Origin of the sequence: Streptomyces sp. NPDC055243 (genome assembly GCF_044544025.1) — a bacterium.
In the GTDB taxonomy this organism is placed as follows: Bacteria; Actinomycetota; Actinomycetes; order Streptomycetales; family Streptomycetaceae; genus Streptomyces.
Window position 1 is genome coordinate 29,120 of record NZ_JBITWR010000022.1, and the last position, 25,929, is coordinate 55,048.

A 25,929-nucleotide genomic window follows, 5' to 3' on the forward strand; every position below is an offset into this window, starting at 1 on the left:
GTCCCCGAGGGCGGGCGGTCACGCCTCGCGGCGCGTCGCCGAGAGCAGCACCATCCCGGAGTCGCCGTAGTCCGGCAGTGTCGGGTCGGCGTCGATCCGGGTGACGGCGAGGTGCTCGGTGAGCGGGGCGAACACCTCGGTGACGACGGCCGGGTCCACCGGGCAGCCGGGCCACCGCGACGTGGGCCCGATGCGGTACGTCGGCATGTTCTCCATGAACGCCGCGACGAGATGCCCGCCCGGGACGACGGAGCGCGCGAAGCGGTGGCAGAAGTCGGTGAACTCCGCGAAGTCCTCGGTGACGCCCTCGGCGACGAAGTTCATCGACGCGATGTCGTACGAGCCGGACGGCAGCGCCCGGATGTCGCCGTGGACGACGCGCACGCCCGCGAGCGCCCGTGGAAGCGTCGGCGGCAGATCGGGGTTGAGGCGTCGGCACAGCGCGTGGAACGGCAACCAGCTGTCGTCAGGGGCCTGTTCGAGCTGCCGGGTCAGATAGGCGACGCCCGCCGCGCTCGCCTCCACGGCGTCGATGCGGCGGCTCGCGGCGGCGGCGAGGATCAGCGGATAGAGGTTGGGTCCGGCCCCGAACTCCAGGGAGCGCGCGGCGCTGTGCGGGGCGAACTGCCGGTAGAAGGCGGAGTGGTGGACGATGACCGCGGCGTCGGAGGGGTGCAGCACGCGGTAGTTCTCGCCGAGATAGTCCTGGACGGGCCAGCTGTCCCAGTCCACGTCGTCGTTGCGGGTCGGGGCCATCACGGTGTCAGCTCCCCGGCCGCAGCGGGAACCGCTCGGAGAGGCGGGTCAGGGCGGCGTTGAGCCGGTCGATGTCCTCGTCGGAGTTCAGGGCCGTGAGCTGCGCGCGGAAGCCGACCCGGTCGCGCGGCACGAGCGGATAGGCCGCGAGGGTCACATAGATGCCCTGCTCCCAGAGGAAACCGGCGACCGCGTCCAGGTCGGACGCGTCGGCCAGGGGGATCTCCACGATCGGCAGCTGATCGGAGTTGAGCGTCTTCAGCCCGAGCCCGGCCACGTGGTCCAGGACCCGGACGGTCTTGCGGTGCAGATCGGCGCGGATGGCGTCGCCGCGCCGGTCATTGACCTCCAGCCCGGCCAGCGCGGTCGCGAGCGAGGCGGTGGGCGAGGGCCCGGAGTACAGATAGGGGGCGGCGGTGACCTTCAGATGGTCCTTGAGCCCGGTCGGCAGCGCGAGAAAGGCGAGCAGCGACGAGTAGGCCTTGGAGAAGCCGCCGACGAGCACGATGTTGTCGTACGTCTCACCCGTGTGCCGGACGACGCTGTTGCCGCGCATCCCGTACGGGCACGGCTCGTCGACGCCGCGCTCCCCGATGACACCGAATCCGTGGGTGTCGTCGATGTACAGCGTGGCGTCCACGTCACGGCAGAGTCCGGCCAGTTCGGGTACGTCGGCGATGTTCCCGCTCATGCTGTTGACGCCGTCCAGGCAGACCAGGCGGGCATCGCCGCTCGGCACCGCCCGCAGCAGGGCGGCCAGTTCGTCGGGCCGGTCGGCGTGGAACCGCCGCAGCGTCGCGCCCTGCCCGCGGGCGGCCACGCAGCCGTCGTACACCGTGCGGTGCGCCGCCGCCTCGACGAAGACATGGCCCTTGCCCGCGAGGACGGGTATCACCGAGGCGTGGATCAGGGTCGCCGTCGGGAGCAGCAGCGTGTCGGGTGCACCGAGCAGCGCGGCGAGCCGTTCCTCGATCTCGGGGTAGAGCCGGGGGCTGCCGAGCAGCCGGGACCAGCTGGGGTGCGTTCCCCAGCGGCGTACGGCGGGTTCGATGGCAGCGATGATCTCCGGATCGCAGTCGAAGCCCAGGTAGTTGCAGGAGGCGAAGTCGATGAGCCAGTGGTCACCGCTGCGGATGTGCCGGCCGCGGACCTCGTCCAGGACGCAGTCGCTCATCGGGCTGGTCCGCCGCAGGTGGTCGAGATCGCCCCAGCGCGGCTCGCTCCGTACCCCCAGGAGTTCGGCGTCAGGTTCGCTCATGGCGCTCTCCCTCTCCGAGGGGATCGGGGCGGTCGGGACAGCGCGGGTGGAAGGAGCGGGGGCGGCCGGTGTGATCCGGCGGCCCGGCCCCGCTCCCCGGCCGGTGGCGGCGCCGTTCTGCCCCCGGCGCCGCAGGAGCCGCTCCCCCTGCTCGGCCGTCAGCGGCCGGGCGAAGAGATAGCCCTGGCCGAACCCGCAGCCCATCCCGGCCAGCAGGTCCCGCTGCGCGGACTGCTCGATGCCCTCGGCGATGACCTGGAGGCCCATCGTGTCGGCGAGGTGCACGATGCCCTCCACGAGGGCGAGTTGCCGGGTGTCGTCGGCGATGTCGTCGATGAACGTCTTGTCGATCTTGAGTACGTCGACGGGGAACTCGCGGAGGTAGCGCAGCGAGGAGAATCCCGTGCCGAAGTCGTCCACCGCGATCCGCACCCCGAGGTCCTTCAACGCCTCCATGACCCCCTGGATCTGGCTGTCGCGCCGCATCAGCACCGACTCGGTGAGCTCCAGCTGCAGGGAACCCGGGGCAAGGCCGGGCGTGTCCAGGGCCCTGCGCACCTCGTCGAGGAAGCCCGCGTCGCGGAACTGGCGCGCGGACACGTTCACGCTGATGTAGGGGTGCCGCTCCGATGAGGGCCCCACGCTCTGCAGTCCGGCCATGTCCGTGGCGGCGCTGCCCAGGACCCAGGCGCCCAGCGGCGTGATGTGCCCGGTCTCCTCGGCGAGCGGGATGAACTGCTGGGGCGGCACCAGGCCGCGCCGGGGGTGCGGCCAGCGGGCCAGGGCCTCGAAGCCGACGATCTCGGCGGCGCCCGCCGCGCTCTGCGCCGGGTCGACGTGCGCGCTGATGTCCACGACGGGCTGATAGCGCAGCGCGAACTCCTCGTCGGCGATCGCCCGGTCTAGGCCGGCCTGGAGGTCGTGCCGCTCCAGCATGCGTACGTGCAGCCGCTGCTGGAAGCGGCGCCATTGGCGCTTGCCCGCGGCCTTGGCGGCGTACAGCGCCAGGTCGGCGTGGGCCAGGAGCTCATCGGCGCCCGCGCTGTCCGCGGCCGTGGCCACGCCCACGCTCGCCGAGACGCTCACGCAGTCGCCGGACAGCTGGAAGGGCCTGCTGAGCGCCTGCACCACCTGCGCGGCGAGGATCTCGGCGTCGACGGGCTGCTTGGCGTCCTCCATCAGGACGGCGAACTCGTCGCCGCCGAGCCGGGCCGCGGTGTCGCTGCGGCGCAGCGACCGCGAGAGGCGCGATCCGACCGCCGTCAGGAGCCGGTCGCCGACCGAGTGCCCCAGCGTGTCGTTGACGACCTTGAAGTCGTCGAGGTCCACGAAGAGCACACAGGTCAGCATCGACTCGCGGCGGCCGCGCAGCAGGGCGCGCTCGATGCGCTCCAGGAGCAGTGTCCGGTTGGGCAGGCCGGTCAGCGCGTCGTGGAAGGCCCGCTGGGTGAGCTCGTGCTCCAGCTGCCGCTGCTCGGTCACGTCCCGCAGGGTGACCACCAGGCCGCGGACGGTGGGGTCCTGGCGCAGGTCGCTGCAGCGCACCTCCACCTCGATGCGCCCGCCGCCGCGCGGCATCCACCAGTAGTCGTGGGGCTCCTGCTGCCCGCCGCCGCGCATGGCCGCGAGGACCCGCGCGGCCCGGTCGCTGTCGCGCGGGTCCACCAGCGCCGGGAGCTCCGCCCCGATCAGCGTGGCGGCCCCGAAGACGGCTTGGGCGGACGGGCTCGCGTACCGCACGGTGTCGTCGTCGTCGACGATGAGGATGACGTCGGAGGCGTTGCGCACCAACGTACGGAAGTACGCCTCGCTCTCCCGCCGGATGATCTCCTTGCGGAGTGCGATGCGCTCCTTGGCCAGGCCCGCGTGCGAGGCGAGGATCTCCAGGGAGCCCCAGATCTCGGTGAGCTGTTTCTCGGAGCCCGCCGCGATCAGCACCCCCGGCGGCGCGCCGCCGGCCGGACGGTCGCGCTGGATCATCGGGCACACCAGCGCACGCTGCGCGGCCCCGAAGCGGGCGGCGATCTGCGGGCCGAGTGCGGCGGCCTGGACCAGGCGCGTGCGGCGCAGGTCGAGGGCGGCGTAGGGCACCGGCGGTGTGTCGCCCGCCTCCAGGAGCAGGGTCCCGGACCGGCCGCCGGACCCGGAGAGCGCGGCGACGGTCGTCTCGCAGGTGTCGGTGATCTCCTCCGTCGTGATCGCCGCCACCAGCGAGGAGGCCGCGTCGCGCAGCGCAAGCTCACGGTCCACGGCCTTGCGGTGCGCCACGACCATGCCCGCGAGCCGCAGGATCACCAGCAGGAACAGAGCGCCGGAGAAGGCGGCGATGACGGCCGCGTCATGGGCGCTGTCGAGCAGGCCCTCCGTGAGCAGGATCGCCGGGGCGATGAGGGTGGCCGCGGCGAGCAGCACGAGCCTGCGCGGCGGCGGGAGCAGGGTCAGTGGCTGATGGGTGTAGGCGGTCAGCTCCGCCATGGAGGGATGCAGCGCGGCAAGGCCCCACGCCGTGTAGAAGACGATCCAGCCGGTGTCCAGGAGCGTGCCCGCCTGCCACAACCCGTTGAGCTGGAGAATCCCGTACGCGATGTCGAAGAGCAGCAGGGTGAGCGTGCCCAGGACGAGCAGGCGCACGGCGGGATTGTGGCCGGTCACGTAGCCGGGGGTCAGCAGCCGGGCGAGCAGGGCGAGGACCAGGACGTCGCCCAGCGGGTAGGCGATGCTGATGGCGCGCTGCGGCCAGGTCAGGCCCTCGACCTCGGTGAGCGGCTGGACGAGGTAGACCCAGACGGGCAGCGCGAGCCCGCCGGTGATGATCAGCGCGTCGAGGAGGCTGGGCAGGTCGCGGCCCGCCCAGCGGTAGCGGACCAGGCCGAAGAGGCCTGCCGCGAGCAGCGGATAGACCACGAGGTAGCAGGCGTCCGCCGGGGAGGGGAACGGATTGGACGCGTCGAAGTACTGCTCGACCACGTTGTAGTACGTGTCGCCCGCGGCGAACGCGAAGAGTCCGGCCGCGAGCACCCACCACGGCCAGCGGTGCGCGGGCCGGTGGACGTGCGCACCGAGGAGGACGGCCGCGACGCCCCCGAGGCCGATGAGTGCCCAGAGGGGTGCGCGCAGGCCCGGCAGCGTCATGTAGACGGCGGTGAGAGCGGCGACCAGGACGATGTAGGCGACCATGAGCCGATGGGCCCGTGGTGGGTCCCGAGGGTGTGCCCGAAGCAATGGCAAAGCGCCTCCCTGCGTGGCAGGGACACCCGGCCGAGAGTCACGCTTCAACCTGGGGTCTCGCTGTTTCGATCGTAGGCCCGGGCGGCGGGCACCTGCATCTTCAGCCGGACCCGGTGTCTTCAGCCGGACCCGGTGTCTTCGGCCGGGCTCAGTCCGCCGGGGGCAGCGCGGCCCCGACCGGCGGAGGCGTGCCGACGGGCCGGCCGAAGTAGTCCACGGAACCGGGGTCGACGCCGAACAGCTTCCGCAGGTCGAGGCCCTTGTCCGCGAGGGCGTCGCACTCCGGGGCGAGCAGGTGCGCGTCGCCGGGGGAGTCGACGTCCGGCAGTTCGCCGCCGGCGAGGCAGGGGTCGACGGTCAGGCCGGCGGGCCGTCCGTCGACGCGTTCCTGTCCGGTCGCCGTGCGCCAGGCGGCGAGGCCGGTGTAGGCGTGGTCGCCCCACTGCACGGCCCACTGTCCCTGCGGCGCCCGGTAGTTGTTGCCCTGCACGAGGACGTTCTTCGCGGTGAGGCCCCGGTCCACCAGGGCCAGGGGGGAGCCGTCGGTGACGAAGGTGTTGTTGCGGACCGTGACACCCGTCTGACCGTCCATCAGGCGCAGGGCGGGGCCGCTCCTTCCGTTCTCCAGGGCCGTCATGACCACGGTGTTCTGGTAGATGCGCAGGTTGCGCACGTCGTGGCCGTAGACGGCGAGCCCGCCGAAGCGCGGCAGCTTGCGGCCGTCGTCGGAGGTGAGGTTGTAGCGGATCGTGTTGTCCTTGTGCGCGCCGTTGGTCTTCCTGGTGTAGGTGTAGAAGCCCGGGCCGTCGTTGTGGAAGGCCAGGTTGTACTGGATGGTCGAGTCCGAGACGTTCTCGTCGAATCCGAACCCCGCGCCGTCGACGTCCGAACCGGTGTGGTTGCGGTAGGCGGTGTTGTGCTCCAGGAGCACGTCGCTGGCGTCGTAGGCCCAGATGCCCACCGGCCCCGAAGGCGCCTCGGTGGCCGACGTGCTCCCGTTGTCGTGGGCGCTGGAGTCGCGCACCGTGGCATGGCGTACGGCGCCCAGGATGATGCCGTCGCCGGTGTGACGGTCGTCCGCCGCGGGATCGCCGGTGTTGCGGTAGGCCTCGACGCCCGTGACGTCGACGTCCTCGTGCGCGTAGGCGGGCTGTCCCGGCTCGAACTCGGGGCCGTACGTCAGGAGACCGGCGTCCTTGTTGCCGTGCAGCTTCGCCTGCCGGATCGTCACGTCCTTGAATCCGTTGCCCTTCTCGATGCCGCCGACGGCGATGCCCACCTGGAATCCGGAGACGGTGACGTCCGAGACGGAGACACGGTTCAGCTTTCCGCCGCCGGGGCGGTCGGCGTAGAGGTTGATGCCGCCGTCACGGGCGTAGGCGGCGCGGTCCCCGGTGACGGTGAGATCGCGGATCCGCACGCCCGCGGTGTTGTGCACGGAGATGCCGGGGCTGCCCTCGGCCTCGACGGTCGCGCGGCCCTCGCCGTACGAACCGATCACCACGGGCCGGTCCGCGCGGCCCGCCTCGGTGCTGCCCAGGGTGATCGTGCCGGTGAACCGGGCGCCGCCCTCCAGGAGCAGCCGGTCGCCGGGTTCGAGCGCCACGCGTTCGGCACGGGCGAGGGAGCGCCATGCCTGTCCGGGCGAGGAACCGTCGTTCTCGTCGTCGCCCCGCGAACCGACGTAGTACGTGGCGTACGGGGCGGCATCGGCCTTGGTGTCGGTCGCGGGCGAGTAGTGGGGCGTGGCCACGCAGCCGCTCGCACCGATCAGCACGAGCGCGGCGGTGAGGACGCCGGGGGCGGTGCACCGCCGGGCGGTGGCTCTGGAGAATTGCCCGGTCATCGGGATCAGGCCTCCACCGGCACTCGCGCGAGCGGCGGTTCGGACCGCGCGGCGAACCACGCCACCGTGCGCCGCAGCCCCTCGTCGAGGGGGACGCGGGGCATCCAGCCGAGCTGCTCCACGGCCCGGTTGATCACCGGGCGGCGGCGGGTGGGATCGTCGACGGGCAGCGGGCGGCAGACGATCCGCGAGGGCGATCCGGTGATACGGAGGACGAGTTCGGCCAGTTCGCGGACGGTGCGCTCGCTGGGATTGCCCAGGTTCACCGGCCCGGCGCGGTCGCTGTCGAGCATCGCGATCAGGCCTCGGACAAGGTCGTCGACGTAGCAGAAACTGCGGGTCTGGCTGCCGTCGCCGTAGAGCGTCAGCGGCCGGCCCGCCAGGGCCTGGCGGACGAAGGTGGAGACCACCCGTCCGTCGTGCGGCCGCATCCGCGGACCGTACGTGTTGAAGATCCGTACGATGCCCGCGTCGACGCCCGGGCCGCGCCGGTACGCCGTGGCGAGCGCCTCCGCGAACCGCTTGGCCTCGTCGTAGACGCTGCGCGGGCCGACCGGATTGACGTGGCCCCAGTACTCCTCGGGCTGCGGGTGGACCTCCGGGTCGCCGTAGACCTCGCTGGTGGAGGTGAGCAGGAAGCGGGCGCCGTGCCGCTGGGCCAGGCGCAGGGCGTGCTCGGTGCCGCGGCTGCCGACGGCCAGGGTCTCCAGGGCCAGGCGGTGGTAGTCCGGCGGCGAGGCGGGGCTGGCGAGGTGGGCGACGGCGTCCACGCGGCCCGGCACGTCGAACGGCGCCGTCACGTCGGCGTGGATCAGCCGGAAGCGGGGTGTGCCGAGCAGGTGGGCGACGTTGTCCTCTTCCCCGGTGCAGAAGTTGTCCAGGCAGCAGACGGTGTCTCCTCGGCGCAGCAGCGCCTCGCACAGATGGGATCCCACGAAACCGCCGCCGCCGGTCACCACGACCCTCATGACGCACCTCCGGTGAGTGCGGCGGTCCTGACCTGAGACGGGGTGGCGCAGGAGAGCCGGGGGCGGCCCGGGGCGTGCACGGTCCAGCCGGCCGCCGACCAGGACCGCGGGTCGAGGCTGTTGCGGGCGTCCAGGAGGACGGGGGAGCGCACCTGGGAGGCGAGCGCGGCGGGGTCGATGTCCTGGTACTCGGGCCAGTCGGTCAGGTGCAGGACCAGGTCGGCGTCCTCGCACGCCTTGTCGACGTCCAGGGCGTAGGACAGTTCGGGGTGGACGGCGCGGGCGTTGTCGAGGGCCTGGGGGTCGTGCACGCGGACCGCGGCGCCCTGCCGGTGCAGGGCCGCCGCCACGGCCAGGGCGGGCGAGTCGCGCACGTCGTCGCTGCCGGGCTTGAAGGCCGCGCCGAGCACGGCGATCCGGCGCCCGGTCGGCGAGCCGCCCAGGAGCCGGCGTGCCCGCTCGACGGTGCGCAGGCGCTGACGGGTGTTGATCCGGTCGACCTCGTGCAGGAACACCACCGCCTCACCGGCGCCGATCTCCTCGGCGCGGGCGGCGAAGGCCCGGATGTCCTTGGGGAAGCAGCTGCCGCCGAAGCCGAGCCCCGGTTCGAGGAAGCGGGGCCCGATCCGGGTGTCCGCGCCGATGGCCCTGGCCAGGACCGACGCGTCGGCGCCCGCGGCGTCGCACACCTCGGCCATGGCGTTGATGAAGGAGATCTTGGTGGCGAGGAAGGAGTTCGCCGCGACCTTGACCAGCTCCGCCGTCGCCGGATCGGTGCTGAAGAACGGCACCCCGGCGAGGATCATCGGCGTGTAGATCGTCCGCAGCACGGCCTCGGCGTGCTGCGACGTCACGCCCACGACGAGCCGCTCGGGCCGCATGGTGTCCTGGACCGCGGACCCCTCGCGCAGGAACTCGGGGTTCCAGGCGACCTCCGTGTCCCGGGTCGTCCGGGCGATGCGCTCGGCGAGCCGGGCCGCCGTGCCCACCGGCACGGTCGACTTGCCCACGATCAGGCTGCCGGGCCGCAGATGCGGGGCGAGCCCGTCCACGACGGCGTCCACGTAACGGAGGTCGGCGGCCTTGCTGTCGGGGCGCTGCGGGGTGCCCACGCACAGGAAGTGCGTCCGGGCGAACGCGGCGCCCTCGGCGAGCGAGGTGGAGAAGCGCAGCCTGCCCGACGCGACGGTCCTGGCGAGCAGTTCGTCGAGGCCGCTCTCGTGGATGGGCGCCCGGCCCGCCGACAGGGATGCGATCCGTTCGGCGTCGATGTCGATGCCGAGGACCTGGTGGCCGATGTCGGCCATGCACGCGGCGTGCACCGTTCCCACGTATCCGGTGCCGATCACTGTCATCCGCATGACGTCGCTCCTTACGGGTCGTCGGGCCTCACGGGGCCTGCTGCTTGCTGGTGGGGTGCCGGCCGGGGCCGGCGTAGCCATGGGGGTTGAGCTGCTGGAAGCGCCACGCGTCGCGGCACATGTCGGCGAGGTCCCGGGTGGGGCGCCAGCCCCAGGCGCGCGCCACCGCGCTCGCGTCGGCGACGAGTTCGGTCACGTCGCCGGGGCGGCGCGGCATGATCTGGTACGGGACGGCCCGGCCGCAGGCCGCGCCGAACGCGGAGATGACGTCGAGGACCGAACGGCCGGTCCCGACGCCGAGGTTGAACACCCGCAGGCCCGGTCCGTCGGCGAGGTGGTCCAGGGCGATGCGGTGGGCCTCGGCGGTGTCCATGACGTGGAGGTAGTCGCGGATCGCGGTGCCGTCGGGCGTGGGGTAGTCGTCGCCGAAGACGGGGAGCCGCTCGCGCCGCCCGACGGCGACCTGCGCCACGTAGGGCATCAGATTGTCGGGCACTCCGCCCGGGTCCTCGCCGAGCAGTCCGCTGGGGTGGGCGCCGACGGGGTTGAAGTAGCGCAGGGCCAGCACGGTGAACTCGGGGCAGCGGGCGCACACGTCGGCCAGGACCTGCTCGCAGATCCACTTGGACGTCGCGTACGGATTGGTGGGCCGGGCGGGCGTCGACTCGTCGAGCGGCCCGCGCCCCGCGTCGCCGTAGACGGAACAGGAGGAGGAGAACACCAGCTGGTGCACGCCGTGTTCACGCATGACCCGCAGCAGCGCGGTCGTGCCGCCGACGTTGGTGTCGTAGTACTCGATGGGCATCCGTGTCGACTCGCCCACGGCCTTGTGCGCGGCAAAGTGCACGACGGCGTCCACGGAGTGGCGGTCGAAGACGGCCGACAGGGCGCGCCGATCACGGATGTCCAGCTCATAGACGGCGCCGACGAACCGGTCGGCGATCCGTTCCACCCGCGTGAAGACCTGCGGGGTGCTGTGGGAGTAGTCGTCGATCACGATCAGTTCGTAGCCGTGGTCGAGGAGTTCGACGCAGGTGTGGCTTCCGATGAAGCCCGCTCCGCCGGTGACGAGGATCGTGGAGGGTGCGCTCATGGCCCGTTCACCAGCTCAGGACGGCGGCGGCGTACGCCGGGTAGAAGACGATGGCGGTGGCGACCGGCAGGGACGCCAGGAGGCCCAGGGCCAGCGGCAGGCGGGCGGTCGACAGGGCGCGGGTGAAACGGACGTCCGCCGCCCGTGCCGCCTCCCGCACATGGAGCAGGGGCACGGCGACGGCGACGGCCGCGTAGGTCGCGGCGGCGAGCAGGCAGAGGAAGACGTAGCCGGCCGCGGGGCTTGTCAGCTCGCCCACCACGGCGATCGAGGACAGCGCGCCGGCCAGCACGACGAAGGGCAGGGTGAGCCGGGCGGGCAGCGGCCGCGGCCCGCCGGTGTCCTTGGGCGTGACCTTGAAGGTCACCGGGTGCGGGCGCAGCTTCTGCCCGACGGCGCCGAACAGGCCCAGGATGACGAACGGCCAGCGGGCGAGCGCGAACAGCCAGGTCTCCCAGCTGATCAGCGGGGCGGTGCGCGGGCGCAGCATCCCGCAGCGCCGCATCACGTACAGGGTCAGGAGCAGCCACACGGGCATGGCCCAGAAGTGGACCAGGAAGTCGAAGTAGTTGACGTTCATCCACGGCAGGCCGGTGAGGACGGCGATCGGCGGCAGCGTGAGGCCCGCGGTGATCATCAGGCCGAGGAGCGGGTAGTAGGCCAGGGCGTACGAGAAGCGCAGCCGCAGTACGAGCGGCAGCCGTCGCAGATGGCACGGCAGCAGACCGAGGAGCATCGTGGTCAGGCTCCGTGACCACTGGTACTCCTGCGTGATCATGTCGGCGAAGGTGAGCGGACCGTCCCCGTGCGCCTCGGCGTCGATGGCGAACGCGCCGTTCCAGCCGGCCGAGTTGAGCAGGTACGTGGTGGAGAAGTCCTCGGCGAGCTCGGGGCCGAGGCCGCCGATGTCCCGCAGCGCGCGGGTGCGCACGGCGTAGTGGGAGCCGATGCACATCGGCGCGAGCCCGTCGCTGTGCCCCAGCTGGACCGCGCCGTGCCAGACGGCCTCGCGGTGCAGCCGTCCCCGGGCCGCCCACGACACCGCGCCGTTGGCGTCGCAGATGCTGGGGGCGGCGACGTAGCCGATGGCGGGGTCGTCGAAGGGGCGGACCATCTCGGCGAGGTAGGTCGGCGCGGGGACGTGGTCGCAGTCGAGCTGGGCGACCACCTCGTAGCGGTCGTAGCCCCAGTTGTCGTAGAAGTAGGCGAGGTTGCCTTCCTTGCAGCGGGTGCGGCGCGGCCAGTCGCTGCGGTGGTAGGGGCGCACGCCGCGGCGGCAGGACATCCGTACCTGATGCGTCCGGCACCAGGCGATGATCTCCTCGGTGGGGTCCTCGTCGCACAGCCACACGTCGTAGCGGTGCGGGAAGTCCTGGGCCAGCATCGCCTCGAGCGTGTGCCGGACGGTGGGCCAGGGCTCCGAGGGGGCGCGGGTCACGGCGAAGGCGACCGGAAGTGCGGGCACCGGAAGCGCGGGGTTGACGCGGCGCAGGCGCAGGGCGGTGACGAAGAAGTAGCAGGGCAGGGCGGTGAGGTACAGCAGCAGGGCGCTGTTGACGATCAGGCCCGCCCAGCCGACACGGTGCTGGGGCTGAAGCCACCAGGACCAGAACCACAGGAAGCTCAGCGCCCAGCACACGGCGATCACCGTGAGGGCGGCCCGGTCGTGCCGGGGGAGCGCGGGCACGAAGGTCGTGGGGCGGACGGTGCGCACCGGGAACGGATGGCCGAAGACGGGGCCGCCCGCGGTGACGCGCACGACGTTGCCGTCCGACATCCGCGCGAGCTCCCGCTCCAGCTGGACCAGATCCGCCGGCATCGGCTCGCTGTGCGTCATGGCGCGACGCTCCTGAGAGGTCGGACGCTGTACGCTGACCACGTACGTTTACGTCGTATATGTACGACTTTGCACCCGATGTTCCCTGAGGTCAAGGGGGCCAGAGAGGCGGACGCGGCGGACATGCCGAACGAGAAAGAGAAGGAGAAGAAGGCGGCCGCGGCCGAGGGGCGGCGCGCCAGTGACCGGGGGCGTTATGGACGGCTCAGCCGGGAGCGCGTCCTGGCCACGGCCCTGGAGGTCGTCGACCGCGACGGGCTCTCGGGCCTGAGCATGCGCAAGCTCGGCGCGGAACTGGGCGTGGAGGCGATGGCCCTGTACCGGTACGCGTCCAGCAAGGGGGACCTGCTCGACGGCCTGGTCGAGGCGTTCTGCCAGGAACTGGAGAGCGACCTGGACGCCGAGCCCCGAGCCGCCGACTGGAAGGGGGAGCTGCACCGCATCGCGCTCGCCACCCACCGCGTCGCCCTGCGCCACCCGAACATGGTCCCGCTGCTCGCCACCCGCCTGCTGTCCACCCCGCTGGCCCGCCGCCCGGCGGCCGTCCTGCGCAGCGACGAACGCGTCCTGGCGCTGCTGCACGACGCGGGTCTGGGCGGCCGCCGCGTCGTGGAGCTCCACCGGGCGTTCACGGCGTGGCTGCTCGGCTATCTCCTCGTCGAGCTGCGGGCCATGGACGACGAGCCCGGTGAGCCCGACCCGGCCTTCCGGCTCGGCCTGCACCGCATGCCCGCACAGGAGTTCCCGCGGCTGCGGGCCACCGCCGTCTCCCTGGACGGACAGGGCGGCCCGGGGCAACTGGCCGCGGGGCTCGACGCGTTGCTGGGGTCATGAGGCCGCCGCCCCGGCGTGCGGCAGCGGGCTCCGGCGCCACCGTGGCGCCGGAACTCGCCCTGGACGCGGGGGGGGGCTACATCCGCTTCGCCCCGGCCTTGATGGCCTCGCGGATCCGGGTGTACGTACCGCACCGGCAGATGTTGCGGATCTCGTCCAGGTCGTCGTCACTGATCTCACGGCCGACGGCGGCGGCCTGCCGTACTTTGGCGACGGCGGCCATGATCTGGCCCGGCTGGCAGTACCCGCACTGCGAGACGTCCAGCTCCAGCCACGCCTCCTGCATCGGGTGCAGCTCCTTGCCGACGGTGCCGGGCAGGCCCTCGATCGTGGTGATCTCGTCATCGGTGCCGATCTTCGAGACCGGCACCGAACAGGGGTTGAACGCCTTGCCGTTGATGTGCGACGTACAGGACTGGCAGACGCCGAGACCGCAGCCGTACTTCGGCCCGGTCACGCCGAGCAGGTCACGCAGCACCCACAGGAGGCGTACGTCGTCGTCGGCCTCGACGGTGATCTGTTCGCCGTTGAGCTTGAAGGTGTGGCGCGGCACGGAAGGCTCCTCAGCAGACGCGGGCGCGTCAGTAGGCACGGGCGAGTCAGTAGGCACGGTCGAGACCGTCGGTCGGGGACTGCGGCGTGGACGGCTGGGCCGGCAGCGGATCGAAGCCGAGCGTGCCGTGGTTGATGGGGAAGCTGGTCGGCATCGTCCCGGTGGCGCGCGCGTAGGCGCAGGCGATCGCGCCGAACGCGGGCGCGACCCCCAGCTCGCCCACACCGGCGGGCTTCCCCGTGGTCTCGCCCATCACGACGACGTCCAGTTCGAGCGGGGTGTTCCACTGCCGGGTGTAGAAGTAGTTGTCCCAGCTGCCCTCCAGCGGGAGCCCGTCCTTGATGTGCAGGCTGGAGGTGAGCGCCATGGCGAGGGCGTCGTTCATCCCGCCCATCATCTGCGCCTCGATGCCGCGGGGGTTGATGGCGAACCCCGCGTCCACGACCATCAGCGCCTTGGTGACGCGCGGCCCGGTCACTCCGTCCCTGACCTCGCGGTTCACCGTCTCGGGCCGGCAGTCGATCTCGACGAGCGTGGCGACCGCTCCCCGGTACTCGGCGTGCAGCGCGATCCCCTGGGCGACGCCCGAGGGCAGCGACCGGCCCCACTGCCCGGCCTCGGCGGCCTTGTCCAGGACGGCCCGCAGCCGCTTCTCCTTGACGAACTCGCGGCGGAACTCCACGGGGTCCTTGCCCATCTTCGCCGCCAGTTGATCGACGATGAGCTCGCGCGCGCACGCCACGTTCGGCGAGTAGATGTTGCGCATGCTGCCCGTGTTGAACTTCAGCGGCACCTCGTTCAACAGCTGCGTGGTGACACCGAAGTGGTAGGGCGAGGACTGGGTGAGCTGGAAGATGGTCTGGGCGAACGTCGGATTGCCCACCACCGGCAGCTGCGCGGCCGTGGACGTGAGCACCTCGCCCAGGCCGTGGCCGAAGTCCGTGCGGGAACTGGTGTGCCGCTGCTCGTAGCTGAGGACATTGCCCAGCGCGTAGGTGGCGCGCACCCGCGAAACGCACATGGGATGGGTGCGGCCCTGCCGGAAGTTGTCCGTGCGGGACCACGAGAGCTTGACCGGCTTGCCCATCTTCTGCGAGATCTCGGCGGCTTCGGCGGCCACGTCGTGGAAGAGGTGGCGCCCGAACGACCCGCCGCCCTCCACCACATGCACGGTCACGGCCCGCTGGGGCAGGCCGAGTTGGGTCGCGATCGCGCGCTGCGCCACGATCGGCACCTTGAGGCTCGACCAGATCTCCGCCCGGTCGGAGCGCACGTCGGCGATCGCGTTGTCGGGCTCCAGCGGGCTGTTGCTGGCGAACGCGAAGGTGAACTCGGCCTCGACCTTCTTCGTCAGGAGCGGGGGCACGACCAGGGGCAGCGCGGCCTTCTTCAGCTTGGCCAGGACGGTGGCGTCGGACTCCTTGTCCACGGGTCCCGGACCCCACGTCACCTCCAGCGCCCGCAGCGCGTCGATGCACTGGCCGAACGTCTCGCCGCGTACGGCCACTCCGTGCTTGACGGTGGCGACATCGGTGATGCCCGGCATGGAGCGCACCGCGTCGGCGTTGGCGACGGACACGACGGTGCCGTTGATCGTCGGCGGCCTGCGCACCATCGTCGGCTTGGCGCCCGGGACCTGGAGGTCCATGCCGAACGACTTGCGCCCGGTCACGGCGGCCAGCGCGTCGACGCGGTTCTGCGGGGTGCCGATGACGGTGAAGTCCGAGGGGTCCTTCAGGCGCGCCGATGCCGCCACGACGCTGGCGCTGGCCGCCGCCTCGGCGAGCGAGCCGTACGTGGCGCTCTTCGTGGAGCCGTACGAGATGACGCCGTCCTTGGTGGAGAGGTCGCCCGCGGCGACGCCCCACTGCTCGGCGGCGGTCGCGACGAGGCGCTGGCGGGCGACTGCCGCCGCGACGCGCACGGGGCGGTAGATGCTGCGCATCGAGTTCGAGCCGCCGGTGAGCTGATTCATCATCAGCTCCGGGCGGGCGTCGGCCAGCGTGACCCTGACCTTGGCGAGCGGCAGGTCCATCTCCTCGGCGATCATCATCGCGACCGCCGTGGTCATGCCCTGGCCCACCTCGGCCCGGGGCACCGCGAAGGACGCGGTGCCGTCGGTGTGCACCTGGACCGCGATCAGGCCGGAGGTCGGCGCAGCCGCGAGATTCTGCAGGTCGCCGAGGTCGAGCAGGTTCTCGGGCTGCGGCGGCGACGGCACCACGGCCTCGGCCGTCTCGCCGCCCGCCGAGTCGACCCCCAGCCGCACGCCGACGGCCAGCGTCGGCGCCGCCAGCAGATACGCGAGGACCCTGCGGCGGCCGGGGTCTTCGGGCCCGGACTCCTGTTCCGAACGGCGCTGTTCTGCCATGTGTGCTCCTCCCGGGGAACGCGAACGACCTGGACGGTGGCGTTGCGTTGATCAACCGCGCAGCTTATGGCGCGGCAGCCGGGAGGAGCACGGTGAGGGCGGAAACTGCACAGGGCCGCCACAGGGATGGGCCGGAAGTCAGCCCAGCGGCACGTCGAGGCGGGCCTTGCGGTGGCTGAACGTGGCGATGGAGTGCGGGCCGTGGTAGTTGCCCACGCCGCTCTCGCCGACGCCGCCGAACGGCAGCTCGGGGACGCGCAGATGGGCCATCGGCAGGCCGAAGCCGAGCCCGCCCGACGACGTCTCCGCGGCCAGGCGCTGCCGCGTCGTCTCGTTCTCGGTGAAGCCGTAGAGGGCGAGCGGCTTGTCGCGGTCGTTGATGAACGCGATGGCCTCGTCGAGGCCGTCGACGTTCACGATCGGCAGGACGGGGCCGAAGATCTCCTCCCGCATCACCGGCTCGTCGGGCTTCACGTCGGTGAGCACGGTCGGCGCGATGTAGACGTCGTCGCGGTCGCTCTGCCCGCCGAACGCCGTCGTCCCGGAGCCGAGCAGGGCCGAGACCCGGTCGAAGTGCCGCTCGTTGACGATGCGTCCGTAGGTCTCCGAGGTCTTGGGGTCCGCGCTGAACACCCGCTCCACGGCCGTGCGCAGCTCCCGGGCGAGGGCGGACGCGGTCTCCGGGTCGGTCAGGACGTAGTCGGGAGCGACGCACGTCTGGCCGGCGTTGCGGAACTTGGCCTCGGCCAGGCGCGTGGCGACGGCGGCCACGTCGACGTCACGGTCCACGAACACCGGTGACTTGCCGCCGAGTTCGAGGGTGACCGGGGTGAGGTGCTCGGCGGCGGCGCGCATCACGATGCGGCCGACGGCGCCGTTGCCGGTGTAGAAGATGTGGTCGTAGCGCTGGGCGAGCAGCGCGGTGGTCTCCGGCACGCCGCCCTCGACGACGGCGACCGCGTCCGTGTCCAGGTACTTCGGGACGAGCCGGGCGATCAACTCCGAGGTGGCCGGGGTGACCTCGCTCGGCTTCAGGACGACCGTGTTGCCCGCCGCGAGCGCGCCCACCAGCGGGACGAGCAGCAGCTGTACGGGGTAGTTCCACGGCGCGATGATCAGGACGGTGCCCAGCGGCTCGTACTGCGTGCCGGCGGTCGAGCCCTCGGGCAGCCCGGCGAGGGCGCCGGACGCGAGCGGCTGGGGGCGCAGCCACTCCTCCAGGTGGGCCAGCGTGTGGTCGATCTCCCGTACGGGGAAGTCGACTTCGGCGGTGTAGGCCTCGGTGCGCGGCTTGTGCAGATCGGCGTACAGGGCGTCCGCGATGTCCTCGCGGTGCTCGGTGAACAGGGAGCGCAGCCGGGTGAGCTGCCGCTCGCGCCAGGCCAGGGGTCGGGTGCGGCCGGTGGCGAAGGTGGCGCGGAGCCCGGCGACGAGCGCCTCGGGGTCGAGCTCGGGGGAGGCGGGCGCTTCGGGGTGGTGCATGAGGGGTCTCCTCGGGAGGTCTCAGATGAGGTGGTGCATGGGGGGTGGGGAGGAGCGGGGTCGGCGCGCTCAGTCAGGGGTGGTGGTGACCGGCGAGCCGAGCAGTCCGGTCAGGAGCGCGTCGGTGGCGGGGCCGAAGAGACGGCGGCCGTCGGACACCGACTCCAGGCCCATGACCAGGGCGACGCAGATGTCGGCGGCCTCGGCGGGCTCCACGGACGCCGGGGTGCCCGCTTCGGTGAACAGGTCGATGAGCAGGTGCCGCAGCGAGCCCGTGAAGCCGTGGCAGATGTCGCCGAAGAGGCGGGCCTTGGCGTCGAGGAGCTCGGCGGAGTGCGGCGAGTCCCCGGCCAGCCGCAGGACCAGGTCGAGCTTGGCGGCGAGGACGCCCCGGATGCGCTCGGCGCTGGGGGCGTCAGCGGCCGCCGCCTGCCGGGCCCGCGCGAGCGCCTCGGCGTGCAGGCGCTCGGCGAGCTTGCGGAAGGCGTCGTCCTTGTTGCGGACGTACTGATAGACCGCTGACCGGGACACGCCCATCGTGGAGGCGATGTCGTCCATCGTGGTGCGCCGTACGCCATACCGCGTGAGGGAGTCGTAGGTGGCGTCGAGGACCTCGTCGAGCCGGTCGCTGCCCATGAGGGTCAGGCCAGCTTCTTGAGGAGCTCGGCCGCGAGCGGCGCTGAGGACGCCGGGTTCTGGCCGGTGACCAGGTTGCGGTCGACGACCACCTTGGGGGCCCAGGCCTCGCCCTCCTGGAAGTCGACGCCCGCCGCGACGAGCCGGTCCTGGAGCAGCCACTTGGCCTTCTCGGCGAAGCCGGACTGCGTCTCCTCGGCATTGGTGAAGCCGGTCACCTCGTACCCGGCGAAGGCGTTGGTGCCGTCCTCCTTGGTCGCGGCGAGCAGCGCGGCCGGTCCGTGGCAGACGACGCCGAGCGGAATGCCGACGTCCAGCGCGGTGGCCAGGAGCCTGCCGGACGCGGCGTCGACGGCGAGGTCCTCCATGGGGCCGTGGCCGCCGGGGTAGAAGACCGCGGCGTAGTCGGCGAGGTCGACCTCCTCCAGCTTGAGCGGCTCGAGGAACTCGCTGATCTCCGCGAGGGTCGCGGCGACCTTGTCGGCGCCTTCCTGGCCGCCGTTGAACTCGGGCGCCAGGCTCGCCTGGTCGACGGTCGGCACGACGCCGCCCGGTGTCGCGACGACGATCTCGTGTCCGGCGGCCTTGAACGCCTCGTACGGCGCGACGGCTTCCTCGGCCCAGAAGCCGGTGGGGTGCTGGGTGCCGTCGGCCAGCGTCCAGTGGTCGGCGCCGGTCACGACGAACAGGATCTTGGACATGTGTCTCTCCGAGGCTGGAATCTCTGACGTTCTGTGCTCAGAGCGTCAGTCGGTGCTGTCCTCGAAGGTAGGTGGGCCTGCCCAACGAAATCCAATAGGCTGACCCATATGGTAGATAGGAATTCCGATGGGTCGGCGGGAATAGCGCAGGGGGCCGCACCGACCGCACCGACCGCACCAGCCGGGCCGGACGGACCGGCCGTGGCGCACGGCGCCGCCGGGGGCCCGCTGGACCTGAACCTGCTGCGTACGTTCCTGGCCGTGTACCGCTCGGGTTCCTTCACCGCCGCGGCCCGGCTGCTCGGCCTCTCGCAGCCCACCGTCACCACGCAGATCCGGGCCCTGGAGCGGCAGGTCGACCGGGAGCTGTTCGAGCGGCTGCCGCGCGGGGTCGCCCCGGCGCCGTACGCGGACGCGCTCGCCGCCCGGGTCGTCGACCCCCTCGACGCCCTCGCCGCGGTCACCGGACACGGCGGCCCCCTCGACGGCGCCCCCGCGGAGCCCGTCCACCTGGCGGGCCCGGCGGAGATGCTCTGCCACTGCGCGCTGCCCGCGCTGGCGCCGCTGATCGAGCAGGGCGTCCGGCTGCGCGTGACGACGGGCCTGAGCGACCGGCTCCTGGACGAGCTGCGGGCGGGACGGCACGACCTGGTGATCGCCACGGCCCGCCCCCGCGGGCGCTCCCTGAGCTCGGTGCCGCTGGCGGACGAGGAGTTCGTGCTGGTCGCGGCGCCCTCGTGGGCCGAGCGCATCGGCGGCCCGGACCGGATCGCGGCCGACGGCCCCGGCGTGCTGCTGGGCGTCCCCCTCGTCACGTACGCCGATGACCTGCCGATCGCCCGCCGCTACTGGCGGCACGTCTTCGGCAAGCGGCTCGTATGCGAGGCCTCGGTCACGGTCCCCGACCTGCGGGGCGTGCTGTCGGCCGTGATCGCGGGGGCCGGCTTCTCCGTGCTGCCCCGCTATCTCTGCCGCGACGCGCTGGCCGCCGGGACGCTGGTCCTCCTCCACGACCCGGAGGACGCCCCGATCAACACCGGCTTCCTGGTGCAGCGCCCTGGCTCGGCGGACAACCCGCACGTCGCCCTCGTCCGCGACCACCTCGTCCGGTCGGCCCGCGCCTGGTAGTCGGCGGCGCCTACGCGCCCGCCGCCTCCTGGGTGATCCGGTCCCACTGGGCGCCCATGGCCTCGGCGAGCGCCTGGGCGGCCGACAGCGGGCGGACCATCACCATGAACTCGTCGATCAGCCCGTCCTCGTTCACGTGGAGGAAGTCGCAGCCGGTGATCTGCCGGTCGCCGACCCGGGCCTCGAAGACGAGCGCGGAGTCGCGCCCCGCGGCGTCGTTGATCTCCCGTACGTACCGGAAGTCCTCGAAGACCCGGGTGACGCCGCGCAGGATCGCGGCGGTCGTCACCTTGCCCGGGTAGGGCCGGAACACCACCGGGCTGGAGAAGACGACGTCATCGGCCAGGAGCGCCTCGATGGCCGCGTGATCGTCGGCCTCGACGGCCTTGCGGAAAGCCTGCATGCCCACACCTCGTATCTGAGAGACCTAGTCAATTTGTTGAGTAGGTGCGGGGGAGAGTAATCGCATCGGTGTACGGTGTCCAGATGTCTCTGAAGTACGCGGTGCTCGCGGCGCTCCTGGAGGGCGAGTCGTCCGGCTACGACCTGGCCAAGATCTTCGACGTCTCCGTGTCGAACTTCTGGTCCGCGACTCCCCAGCAGCTCTACCGCGAGCTGGAGCGCCTCGCGGGCGACGGGCTGATCGACGCCCGCGTGGTGCAGCAGGAGCGCAGGCCGAACAAGCGGATGTTCACGCTCACCGATGCCGGGCTGCGCGATCTGCACGCCTTCGCCGCCGAGCCGCCCCGGCCCATCGCGATCCGGGACGAACTCATGGTCAAGGTGCAGGCCATGGACGGCGCCGACCCGGCCGCCACCCGCGCGCTGGTCGAGGAGCGCATGGAGTGGTCGCGCGGCAAGCTCGCCCGGTACGAACGGCTGCGCCTCCATCTCCTGGGCGGCCGCGACGAGGCGGAGTACCTGCGCGCCGCCGAGCGCATCGGCCCCTACCTCACACTGATGGCGGGCCGCTCGCTGGAGGAGTCGAACCTGCGCTGGGGCGAGCGGGTCCTGGAGATCCTCGACCGACGTTTGAACTACGCCGAAAAGGGCGGAACCTGAGGAGGCGGCAGTGGACCACATGCCTGAGCCGACACCGACGCTCGAGCCGACGGAGGAACGCCCGCACGCGCCCGCGCGCGCGGTGCTCACCGACTTCGGCGGCGTACTGACCACCAGCGTGCTCGACTCGTTCCGCTCCTATTCGGCGCGGGTGAGCGACGACCCCCTGCTGATCGAGCGGCTGTTCCGGGAGGACACGGAGGCGTCGGCGCTGCTCGTGGAGCACGAGTGCGGGCGCATGAGCGAGGCCGAGTTCGAGCGGGGCATCGCGGGGCGGCTGCGCGAGAAGGGCGTGGAGGTGGAACCGGTGGGTCTCGTCGCCGCCATCGGGGCGGGCATGCGGCCTGACGAGGCGATGCTCGCGGCGCTGAGGGGCCTGCGCGCCCGGGGCATCCCGGTGGCGATCGTGTCGAACGCGCTGGGCGACGACTGCTACCAGGGCTACGACCTGGACGCCCTCGCGGACGTGGTGGTGATCTCCAGCGACATCGGCTCCCGCAAGCCGGGCCGCCGCATCTACCAGACGGCCTGCGACCGCCTGGGCGTCGAACCCTCAGCCTGCGTCATGATCGACGACCTGGAGCACAACCTGAGCGGGGCGGCCCGACTCGGCATCCGGGGCCTGCACCACCTCAACAGCAACGAGACGACCCACGCCCTGGAGGAGTTGTTCGCCACCGCCCCGCACGCCGGGCCCGGGGTGTCGGGCCAGGCGTGAGCGGGCTGCCTTCCTCGGTGGGCTCACCCGGTCGTCCTCCTCGGTAGCCTCACCCGGCCGCGTACACGTCCTCGACGTAACGGCCTTGCGCCGTCAGCTCGTTCAGCCACTGCTCGGAGTCCGCCGCCGTGGCCCCCGGTGTGCGGTCACGGTGCAGGGTGCGCAGGGCGTCGCGTACGCCCGGGGCCATGCGTGAGCCGTCGCCGCACACGTACACCCGGGCTCCGGCGGCCAGCAGGGACCATACCTCGTCGCCCTCCGCCGCGATGCGGTGCTGGACGAAGGCCACTCCGTCGACGGGGGAGGCGCTGAAGGCGGGGCGCAGTGAGACCGCTCCGGCGGCCTCGGCCGCGCGCAGCTCATCGGCGTGCAGGAAGTCCGCGTCCGGGGCGTCGCACCCGAAGTAGCAGAGCGCGGACGGGAGGTGAGCTCCGTCGGCCACCAGCGCCGCGCGGTCCGCGATCGTGCCGCGGAAGGGGGCCAGGCCCGTGCCCGCGGCGACCATGATGACGGGCGCCCCGGCCGCGTGGTCGATGCGGAAGGCCTCCCGGCAGGGCTGGACGCGGGCCAGGACGGTGTCGCCCGGCCGCACCCCGTTGAGGTGGCCGGAGCCCGTGCCTCGGTACAGCCGTCCGCTGCCCGAACGCGCCGGGGCCTCCAGGAGGGAGACCATCAGGTCGGCGTGACCGGGCCGCACGCCCGGCGACGAGGACACCGAGTAGTGGCGGGGCCGCAAGGGCGTGAGCACGTCGAGCAGTTGAGCCCATGGCAGGGCGCCGCGCAGGGCGGGGCAGGCCTCGACCAGTTCGAGCAGCGTGCGCCCGTCGGCCGCGCGGGCCGCGGCGTCCTCGGCCAGGGCGGCGAGGGTGGCCCGCTCGGGCGGGCAGGGGTTGGCGGCGGCGAGCACCGCCAGCTGACCGGCGGTCGGTCGGTCCTGCAACTCGACGTGTTGTGCGAGAAGTTGGCGCACCGTCAGGGGGCGGTCCACGGCCAGGCCGTCGCGGCGCGGGCGGCTCGCGCGGATGTCGAGCACCGCGTCCAGGTCCACGCCGAGCGCTGCGGCGGCCCGCTCGACGAGCGCCGGATCATTGACGGGCAGCACGGTGAGGTGGTCGCCGGTGCGGTAGGTCGTGCCCTCGGGCAGCGCGAGCCGCACGAAGCGCTTCGTGCGGGGATGGCCGGGCGCGGTGAGGTCGTAGGCCTCGCTGACCGTCATCGGGACGAGGCCGTGCCGCGCGGCGAGCGCGTCCAGCGGGCCGCCGGTCACCTCACGCACCTCGTACGCGTCCGCGGGCTCGGCGGCCTCCGGAGCGTCCAGCGCGTCGGGATCGCCGTACTGCTCCAGAAGGGTCCTGCGCAGCCGGGCCGTGAAATCGCGGACGGCGCCGCCGAGATCGCCCGACGCGTCGGCCGCCGTGCGCTCCAGGAGCCGGGTGCCGCCCAGCTCCGCGAGCCGCTCGTCCAAGCGCGTCGGGACGTGCTGATAGGTGGCGGCCCAGTTGCGGTCGCCCACGCCGAGGACCGCGTACGTGACGTTCTCCGCGGTGGCCGCCGGGGCGCCGTCCAGCCAGGAGGCGAACACCGCGGCGTCGTCGGTGGGCCGGCCGTTGTAGGAGGCGGCGGTGATGACGACCGGGCGGTCGGCGGGCAGCGCGCCGGCGTACGCGTCCAGCGGCGCGACCTCCGTGTCGCAGCCCACCGACGCCGCCTCGTCGGCGAGTTGAGCGGCGAAGTCCCGGCAGGTCCCGTAGTTGCTGCCGTGCAGGAAGAGCGCGCGGGTGCCGGGCACGACGCGCGCGGGCAGCACCGCGGCGTCGGGCTCCGCGACCGCCTGGCCCGCTGTCGTGCCCGGCAGGAGGCCGTGCACGCGGTCGGCGGCGGTGCGCGGCGTCAGCGTGAGCGTGAAGCCGTCGGGCTTGAGGGTGAGCGTCTCCTTGACGGTGAGCCGGTAGTCGGCGTGGTCGTGCAGCCGGTAGCGGTGCACCAGCATCCCGAGCAGCATGGTCGCCTCGTGCAGCGCGAACTGCCGCCCGATGCAGGCCCGTTCACCGGTGCCGAACGGCTTGAACGCGTGCGGGGAGCGCGCGGCCTCCGCCTCGGCGGTGAAGCGCGAGGGGTCGAAGAGCTCCGGGTTGTCGCCCCACACGGGCTGGCGGTGCAGCATCGGCGCGAGCACGGTGACACCCTGGCCCGCGCGCAGCGGGATGCGGCCGCCGAGGAGCGTGTCCGCACGGGCGTGCCGGCCGAACGCGGCGGCCGTCGGCCACAGGCGCAGCGCCTCGTTCAGTACCTGACGGGTGTACGTGAGCCGCCCGACGTCGTCGAAGGTCGGCTCGGGATCAGGGTTGTCGCCCCACAGGGCATCGACCTCGCGCCGTACGAGGTCGAGCACGGCGGGGTGCTTGGCGAGGTAGTACATAGCGAACGACATCGCGCCGGACGTCGTCTCGTGCCCCGCGATCAGGAAGGTGATGACCTGGTTGCGGATGTTGGCGGTGTCCAGCTTCGTGCCGTCGGCCGGGTGCGCGGCGCTGAGCATGAGGCCGAGCAGATCCTCGGCGGCCGGCGCGCCGGGCGTGTCGCCGGACCGCGCCGCAATGACCTCGTCGACGACCTGGGCGAGATAGTCGGCGTCGGCCCGGAACGCCGCGTCGGCCGCCGCGTGGTCGCTGCCCGGCGTGCGGCTCAGCCGCTTCATGCTCCACTCCAGACAGCGGACCATGGCCTCGACGAAGGGATGCGAATCGGCCCGCTCGAAGACCCGAAGTCGTAGCCGAACCCGGCGAGCCCGATCGTGTCCAGCGTCATCCGGGTCATGTCGCCCGGCACGTCCACGGGACGCCCCTCGCGCGCACCGCGGTCCCACGACTCGATGAGGCGGTGGGCGACGCGCAGCATCATCGGGTGGTAGGTGCGCATCGAGCCCAGCGCGAACGCGGGCATCAGGATGTCGTGTGCACGGGCCCAGTTGGGCTCCTCGTTGTACGCGGTGAACAGTCCGTCGGCGGTGAACTCGCGCACGTTCTCCAGGGCGGGGCCCACGTGCTTGGCGAAGCGGCTCTCGTCGGCGAGCTCGGTCACGAGATCGAGATCGCTCACGAACAGCGCGTCGCGGCCGTGCAGCCGTCGCCGCACCACGGGCCCGTGGCGGCGGACCAGGTCCATGACCTGCTGAAGCGGGGCGGGCCCCGGCCCGGTGGCGGAAATGTCGATCAGGGGTACGCCGTCGGGGTCGGCTGCGGCGCCCTGGGGGAGCGGTGCGGTGGTGGTGGGGGGCATGACGTGACAACTGCCTTTCGCCGTACGGAAGTCACTGCTCCCCAGCTTGATCGCCGGTCCCCGCGGGGCCGCGCCGCGGCGCTACATGATTGTGTAGTGGCGAATGACGCCCCGCTCTTGACGGCCCAGGAAGGAGTCGCCCGTGGACTGCGCGGACTCCGTGCTGTGGCGCAACCGCGCCATGCTCCTCTTCAACCGCATCCCGATGCCGGTCGCGGTGTGCGACGCGAACGGCGCGATCATCCTCGCCAATCCGGCGATGGCGGCGCAGTGGGGCGAGACCTCGGGCACCCTGCGGGAGCGCAACGTGCTGGAGCTGTTCCGCCCCGAGGAGAAGACACAGGTCCTACGGATCGCTGAGGCGCTGCGGCTGCGGCACCGCTCGCGCTACCCGGTCGCGGTGCACTGGGAGGCGGCCGACGGAGTGCGGCGCCACGGCGAGCTGACGGCGGAGCCGGTGAGCGACACGGTCGACGCGGTCCCCGGCCTGCTGGTGCTGCTGCGCGTCCTGGGGGAGGAGCCCGCCCCGGATCCGGCGCCCGTCGAAGCCGCGTCCGCGGCCGAGACCCGCATCCTGGCCCTGCTGGCCGGTGGCGCCACCACGGCTCGGACGGCCCGCGAGACGGGCCTCACCCGCGACGGCGTGACCTACCACCTGCGGCGCCTGACCGAGCGCTGGGGCGCGGCCAACCGGACGGAGCTGGTGGCGCGGGCGTACGCGCTGGGGGTTCTCGCGCCGGGGGTGTGGCCCCCGGCCGCCGACGAAAGCGTGCAGCGGGCATGAAGCGGGCGCGGAGCGAGCCCGCCCCAGGGAGGGG

The 25,929-nt window shown here is 72.5% G+C and carries 18 protein-coding genes and 1 pseudogene; 5 read left to right on the forward strand and 14 right to left on the reverse strand.

Annotated features, from left to right (window positions below; all coding sequences use genetic code 11):
• Positions 1–18 precede the first annotated feature (18 nt).
• The 7 genes from ACIGXX_RS39375 to ACIGXX_RS39405 form a co-directional block, all read right to left on the reverse strand.
• Positions 19–756, reverse strand: coding sequence for a class I SAM-dependent methyltransferase (locus ACIGXX_RS39375; RefSeq protein ID WP_399983463.1), 738 nt, complete (start codon positions 754–756; stop codon positions 19–21).
• Between the two features lie 7 nt (positions 757–763).
• A complete protein-coding gene (locus ACIGXX_RS39380) occupies positions 764–5,191 on the reverse strand; it encodes an aminotransferase class I/II-fold pyridoxal phosphate-dependent enzyme (RefSeq protein WP_399983283.1) in 4,428 nt (1,475 codons plus the stop codon).
• Between the two features lie 199 nt (positions 5,192–5,390).
• Positions 5,391–7,088, reverse strand: a complete 1,698-nt coding sequence (locus ACIGXX_RS39385; RefSeq protein ID WP_351172377.1) for a right-handed parallel beta-helix repeat-containing protein — start codon at positions 7,086–7,088, stop codon at positions 5,391–5,393.
• A gap of 5 nt (positions 7,089–7,093) precedes the next feature.
• A complete protein-coding gene (locus ACIGXX_RS39390) occupies positions 7,094–8,056 on the reverse strand; it encodes a UDP-glucuronic acid decarboxylase family protein (RefSeq protein WP_361472113.1) in 963 nt (320 codons plus the stop codon).
• Complete coding sequence (locus ACIGXX_RS39395; RefSeq protein ID WP_399983288.1) at positions 8,053–9,417, reverse strand: UDP-glucose dehydrogenase family protein; 1,365 nt, start codon at positions 9,415–9,417, stop codon at positions 8,053–8,055. Before ACIGXX_RS39395 ends, ACIGXX_RS39390 begins: the two co-directional genes overlap by 4 nt.
• A gap of 28 nt (positions 9,418–9,445) precedes the next feature.
• On the reverse strand, positions 9,446–10,510 hold the full coding sequence (galE, locus tag ACIGXX_RS39400; RefSeq protein ID WP_351172386.1) for a UDP-glucose 4-epimerase GalE: 1,065 nt from the start codon (positions 10,508–10,510) through the stop codon (positions 9,446–9,448).
• Between the two features lie 7 nt (positions 10,511–10,517).
• A complete protein-coding gene (locus ACIGXX_RS39405) occupies positions 10,518–12,347 on the reverse strand; it encodes a glycosyltransferase family 2 protein (RefSeq protein ID WP_399983292.1) in 1,830 nt (609 codons plus the stop codon).
• A gap of 123 nt (positions 12,348–12,470) precedes the next feature.
• On the opposite strand from ACIGXX_RS39405, the gene ACIGXX_RS39410 reads away from it, so the two are divergent.
• Positions 12,471–13,181: a TetR/AcrR family transcriptional regulator gene (locus ACIGXX_RS39410; RefSeq protein ID WP_383825380.1), complete on the forward strand. Its 711-nt coding sequence runs from the start codon at positions 12,471–12,473 to the stop codon at positions 13,179–13,181.
• A gap of 76 nt (positions 13,182–13,257) precedes the next feature.
• Here ACIGXX_RS39410 and ACIGXX_RS39415 read toward each other — a convergent pair whose 3' ends face one another.
• The 5 genes from ACIGXX_RS39415 to ACIGXX_RS39435 all read right to left on the reverse strand — a co-directional run bounded on the left by ACIGXX_RS39415 (position 13,258) and on the right by ACIGXX_RS39435 (position 18,924).
• On the reverse strand, positions 13,258–13,734 hold the full coding sequence (locus ACIGXX_RS39415) for a (2Fe-2S)-binding protein (RefSeq protein ID WP_399983296.1): 477 nt from the start codon (positions 13,732–13,734) through the stop codon (positions 13,258–13,260).
• Between the two features lie 46 nt (positions 13,735–13,780).
• Positions 13,781–16,105, reverse strand: a complete 2,325-nt coding sequence (locus tag ACIGXX_RS39420) for a molybdopterin cofactor-binding domain-containing protein (protein WP_351172398.1) — start codon at positions 16,103–16,105, stop codon at positions 13,781–13,783.
• A 138-nt stretch (positions 16,106–16,243) separates the two neighbouring features.
• Complete coding sequence (locus ACIGXX_RS39425) at positions 16,244–17,587, reverse strand: aldehyde dehydrogenase family protein (RefSeq protein ID WP_366463820.1); 1,344 nt, start codon at positions 17,585–17,587, stop codon at positions 16,244–16,246.
• A 69-nt stretch (positions 17,588–17,656) separates the two neighbouring features.
• On the reverse strand, positions 17,657–18,223 hold the full coding sequence (locus tag ACIGXX_RS39430; protein ID WP_351172404.1) for a TetR/AcrR family transcriptional regulator: 567 nt from the start codon (positions 18,221–18,223) through the stop codon (positions 17,657–17,659).
• 5 nt (positions 18,224–18,228) lie between these two features.
• The gene (locus ACIGXX_RS39435) at positions 18,229–18,924 is read right to left on the reverse strand and encodes a type 1 glutamine amidotransferase domain-containing protein (protein WP_366463819.1); all 696 of its coding nucleotides are present in this window, start codon (positions 18,922–18,924) and stop codon (positions 18,229–18,231) included.
• Positions 18,925–19,032: 108 nt separating this feature from the next.
• Between ACIGXX_RS39435 and ACIGXX_RS39440 the strand changes: the two genes are divergently transcribed.
• On the forward strand, positions 19,033–20,052 hold the full coding sequence (locus ACIGXX_RS39440) for a LysR family transcriptional regulator (RefSeq protein ID WP_399983303.1): 1,020 nt from the start codon (positions 19,033–19,035) through the stop codon (positions 20,050–20,052).
• Positions 20,053–20,062: 10 nt separating this feature from the next.
• On the opposite strand, the gene ACIGXX_RS39445 is transcribed toward ACIGXX_RS39440, so the two are convergent.
• Positions 20,063–20,455 carry a nuclear transport factor 2 family protein gene (locus ACIGXX_RS39445; protein WP_399983306.1) on the reverse strand — a complete coding sequence of 131 codons (393 nt, stop codon included), beginning with the start codon at positions 20,453–20,455 and terminating at the stop codon, positions 20,063–20,065.
• Between the two features lie 83 nt (positions 20,456–20,538).
• Here ACIGXX_RS39445 and ACIGXX_RS39450 point away from each other — a divergent pair, with 83 nt between their 5' ends.
• Together ACIGXX_RS39450 and ACIGXX_RS39455 are read left to right on the forward strand one after the other, a co-directional pair.
• Positions 20,539–21,114 carry a PadR family transcriptional regulator gene (locus tag ACIGXX_RS39450; protein ID WP_351172415.1) on the forward strand — a complete coding sequence of 192 codons (576 nt, stop codon included), beginning with the start codon at positions 20,539–20,541 and terminating at the stop codon, positions 21,112–21,114.
• Between the two features lie 19 nt (positions 21,115–21,133).
• Positions 21,134–21,832 carry an HAD family phosphatase gene (locus ACIGXX_RS39455; RefSeq protein ID WP_366463851.1) on the forward strand — a complete coding sequence of 233 codons (699 nt, stop codon included), beginning with the start codon at positions 21,134–21,136 and terminating at the stop codon, positions 21,830–21,832.
• 49 nt (positions 21,833–21,881) lie between these two features.
• Here the strand turns inward: ACIGXX_RS39455 and ACIGXX_RS39460 are convergent.
• A pseudogene (locus ACIGXX_RS39460) lies at positions 21,882–25,111 on the reverse strand (bifunctional cytochrome P450/NADPH--P450 reductase).
• Between the two features lie 181 nt (positions 25,112–25,292).
• Between ACIGXX_RS39460 and ACIGXX_RS39465 the strand changes: the two are divergent.
• A complete protein-coding gene (locus tag ACIGXX_RS39465; protein ID WP_366463850.1) occupies positions 25,293–25,895 on the forward strand; it encodes a PAS domain S-box protein in 603 nt (200 codons plus the stop codon).
• Positions 25,896–25,929 lie beyond the last annotated feature (34 nt).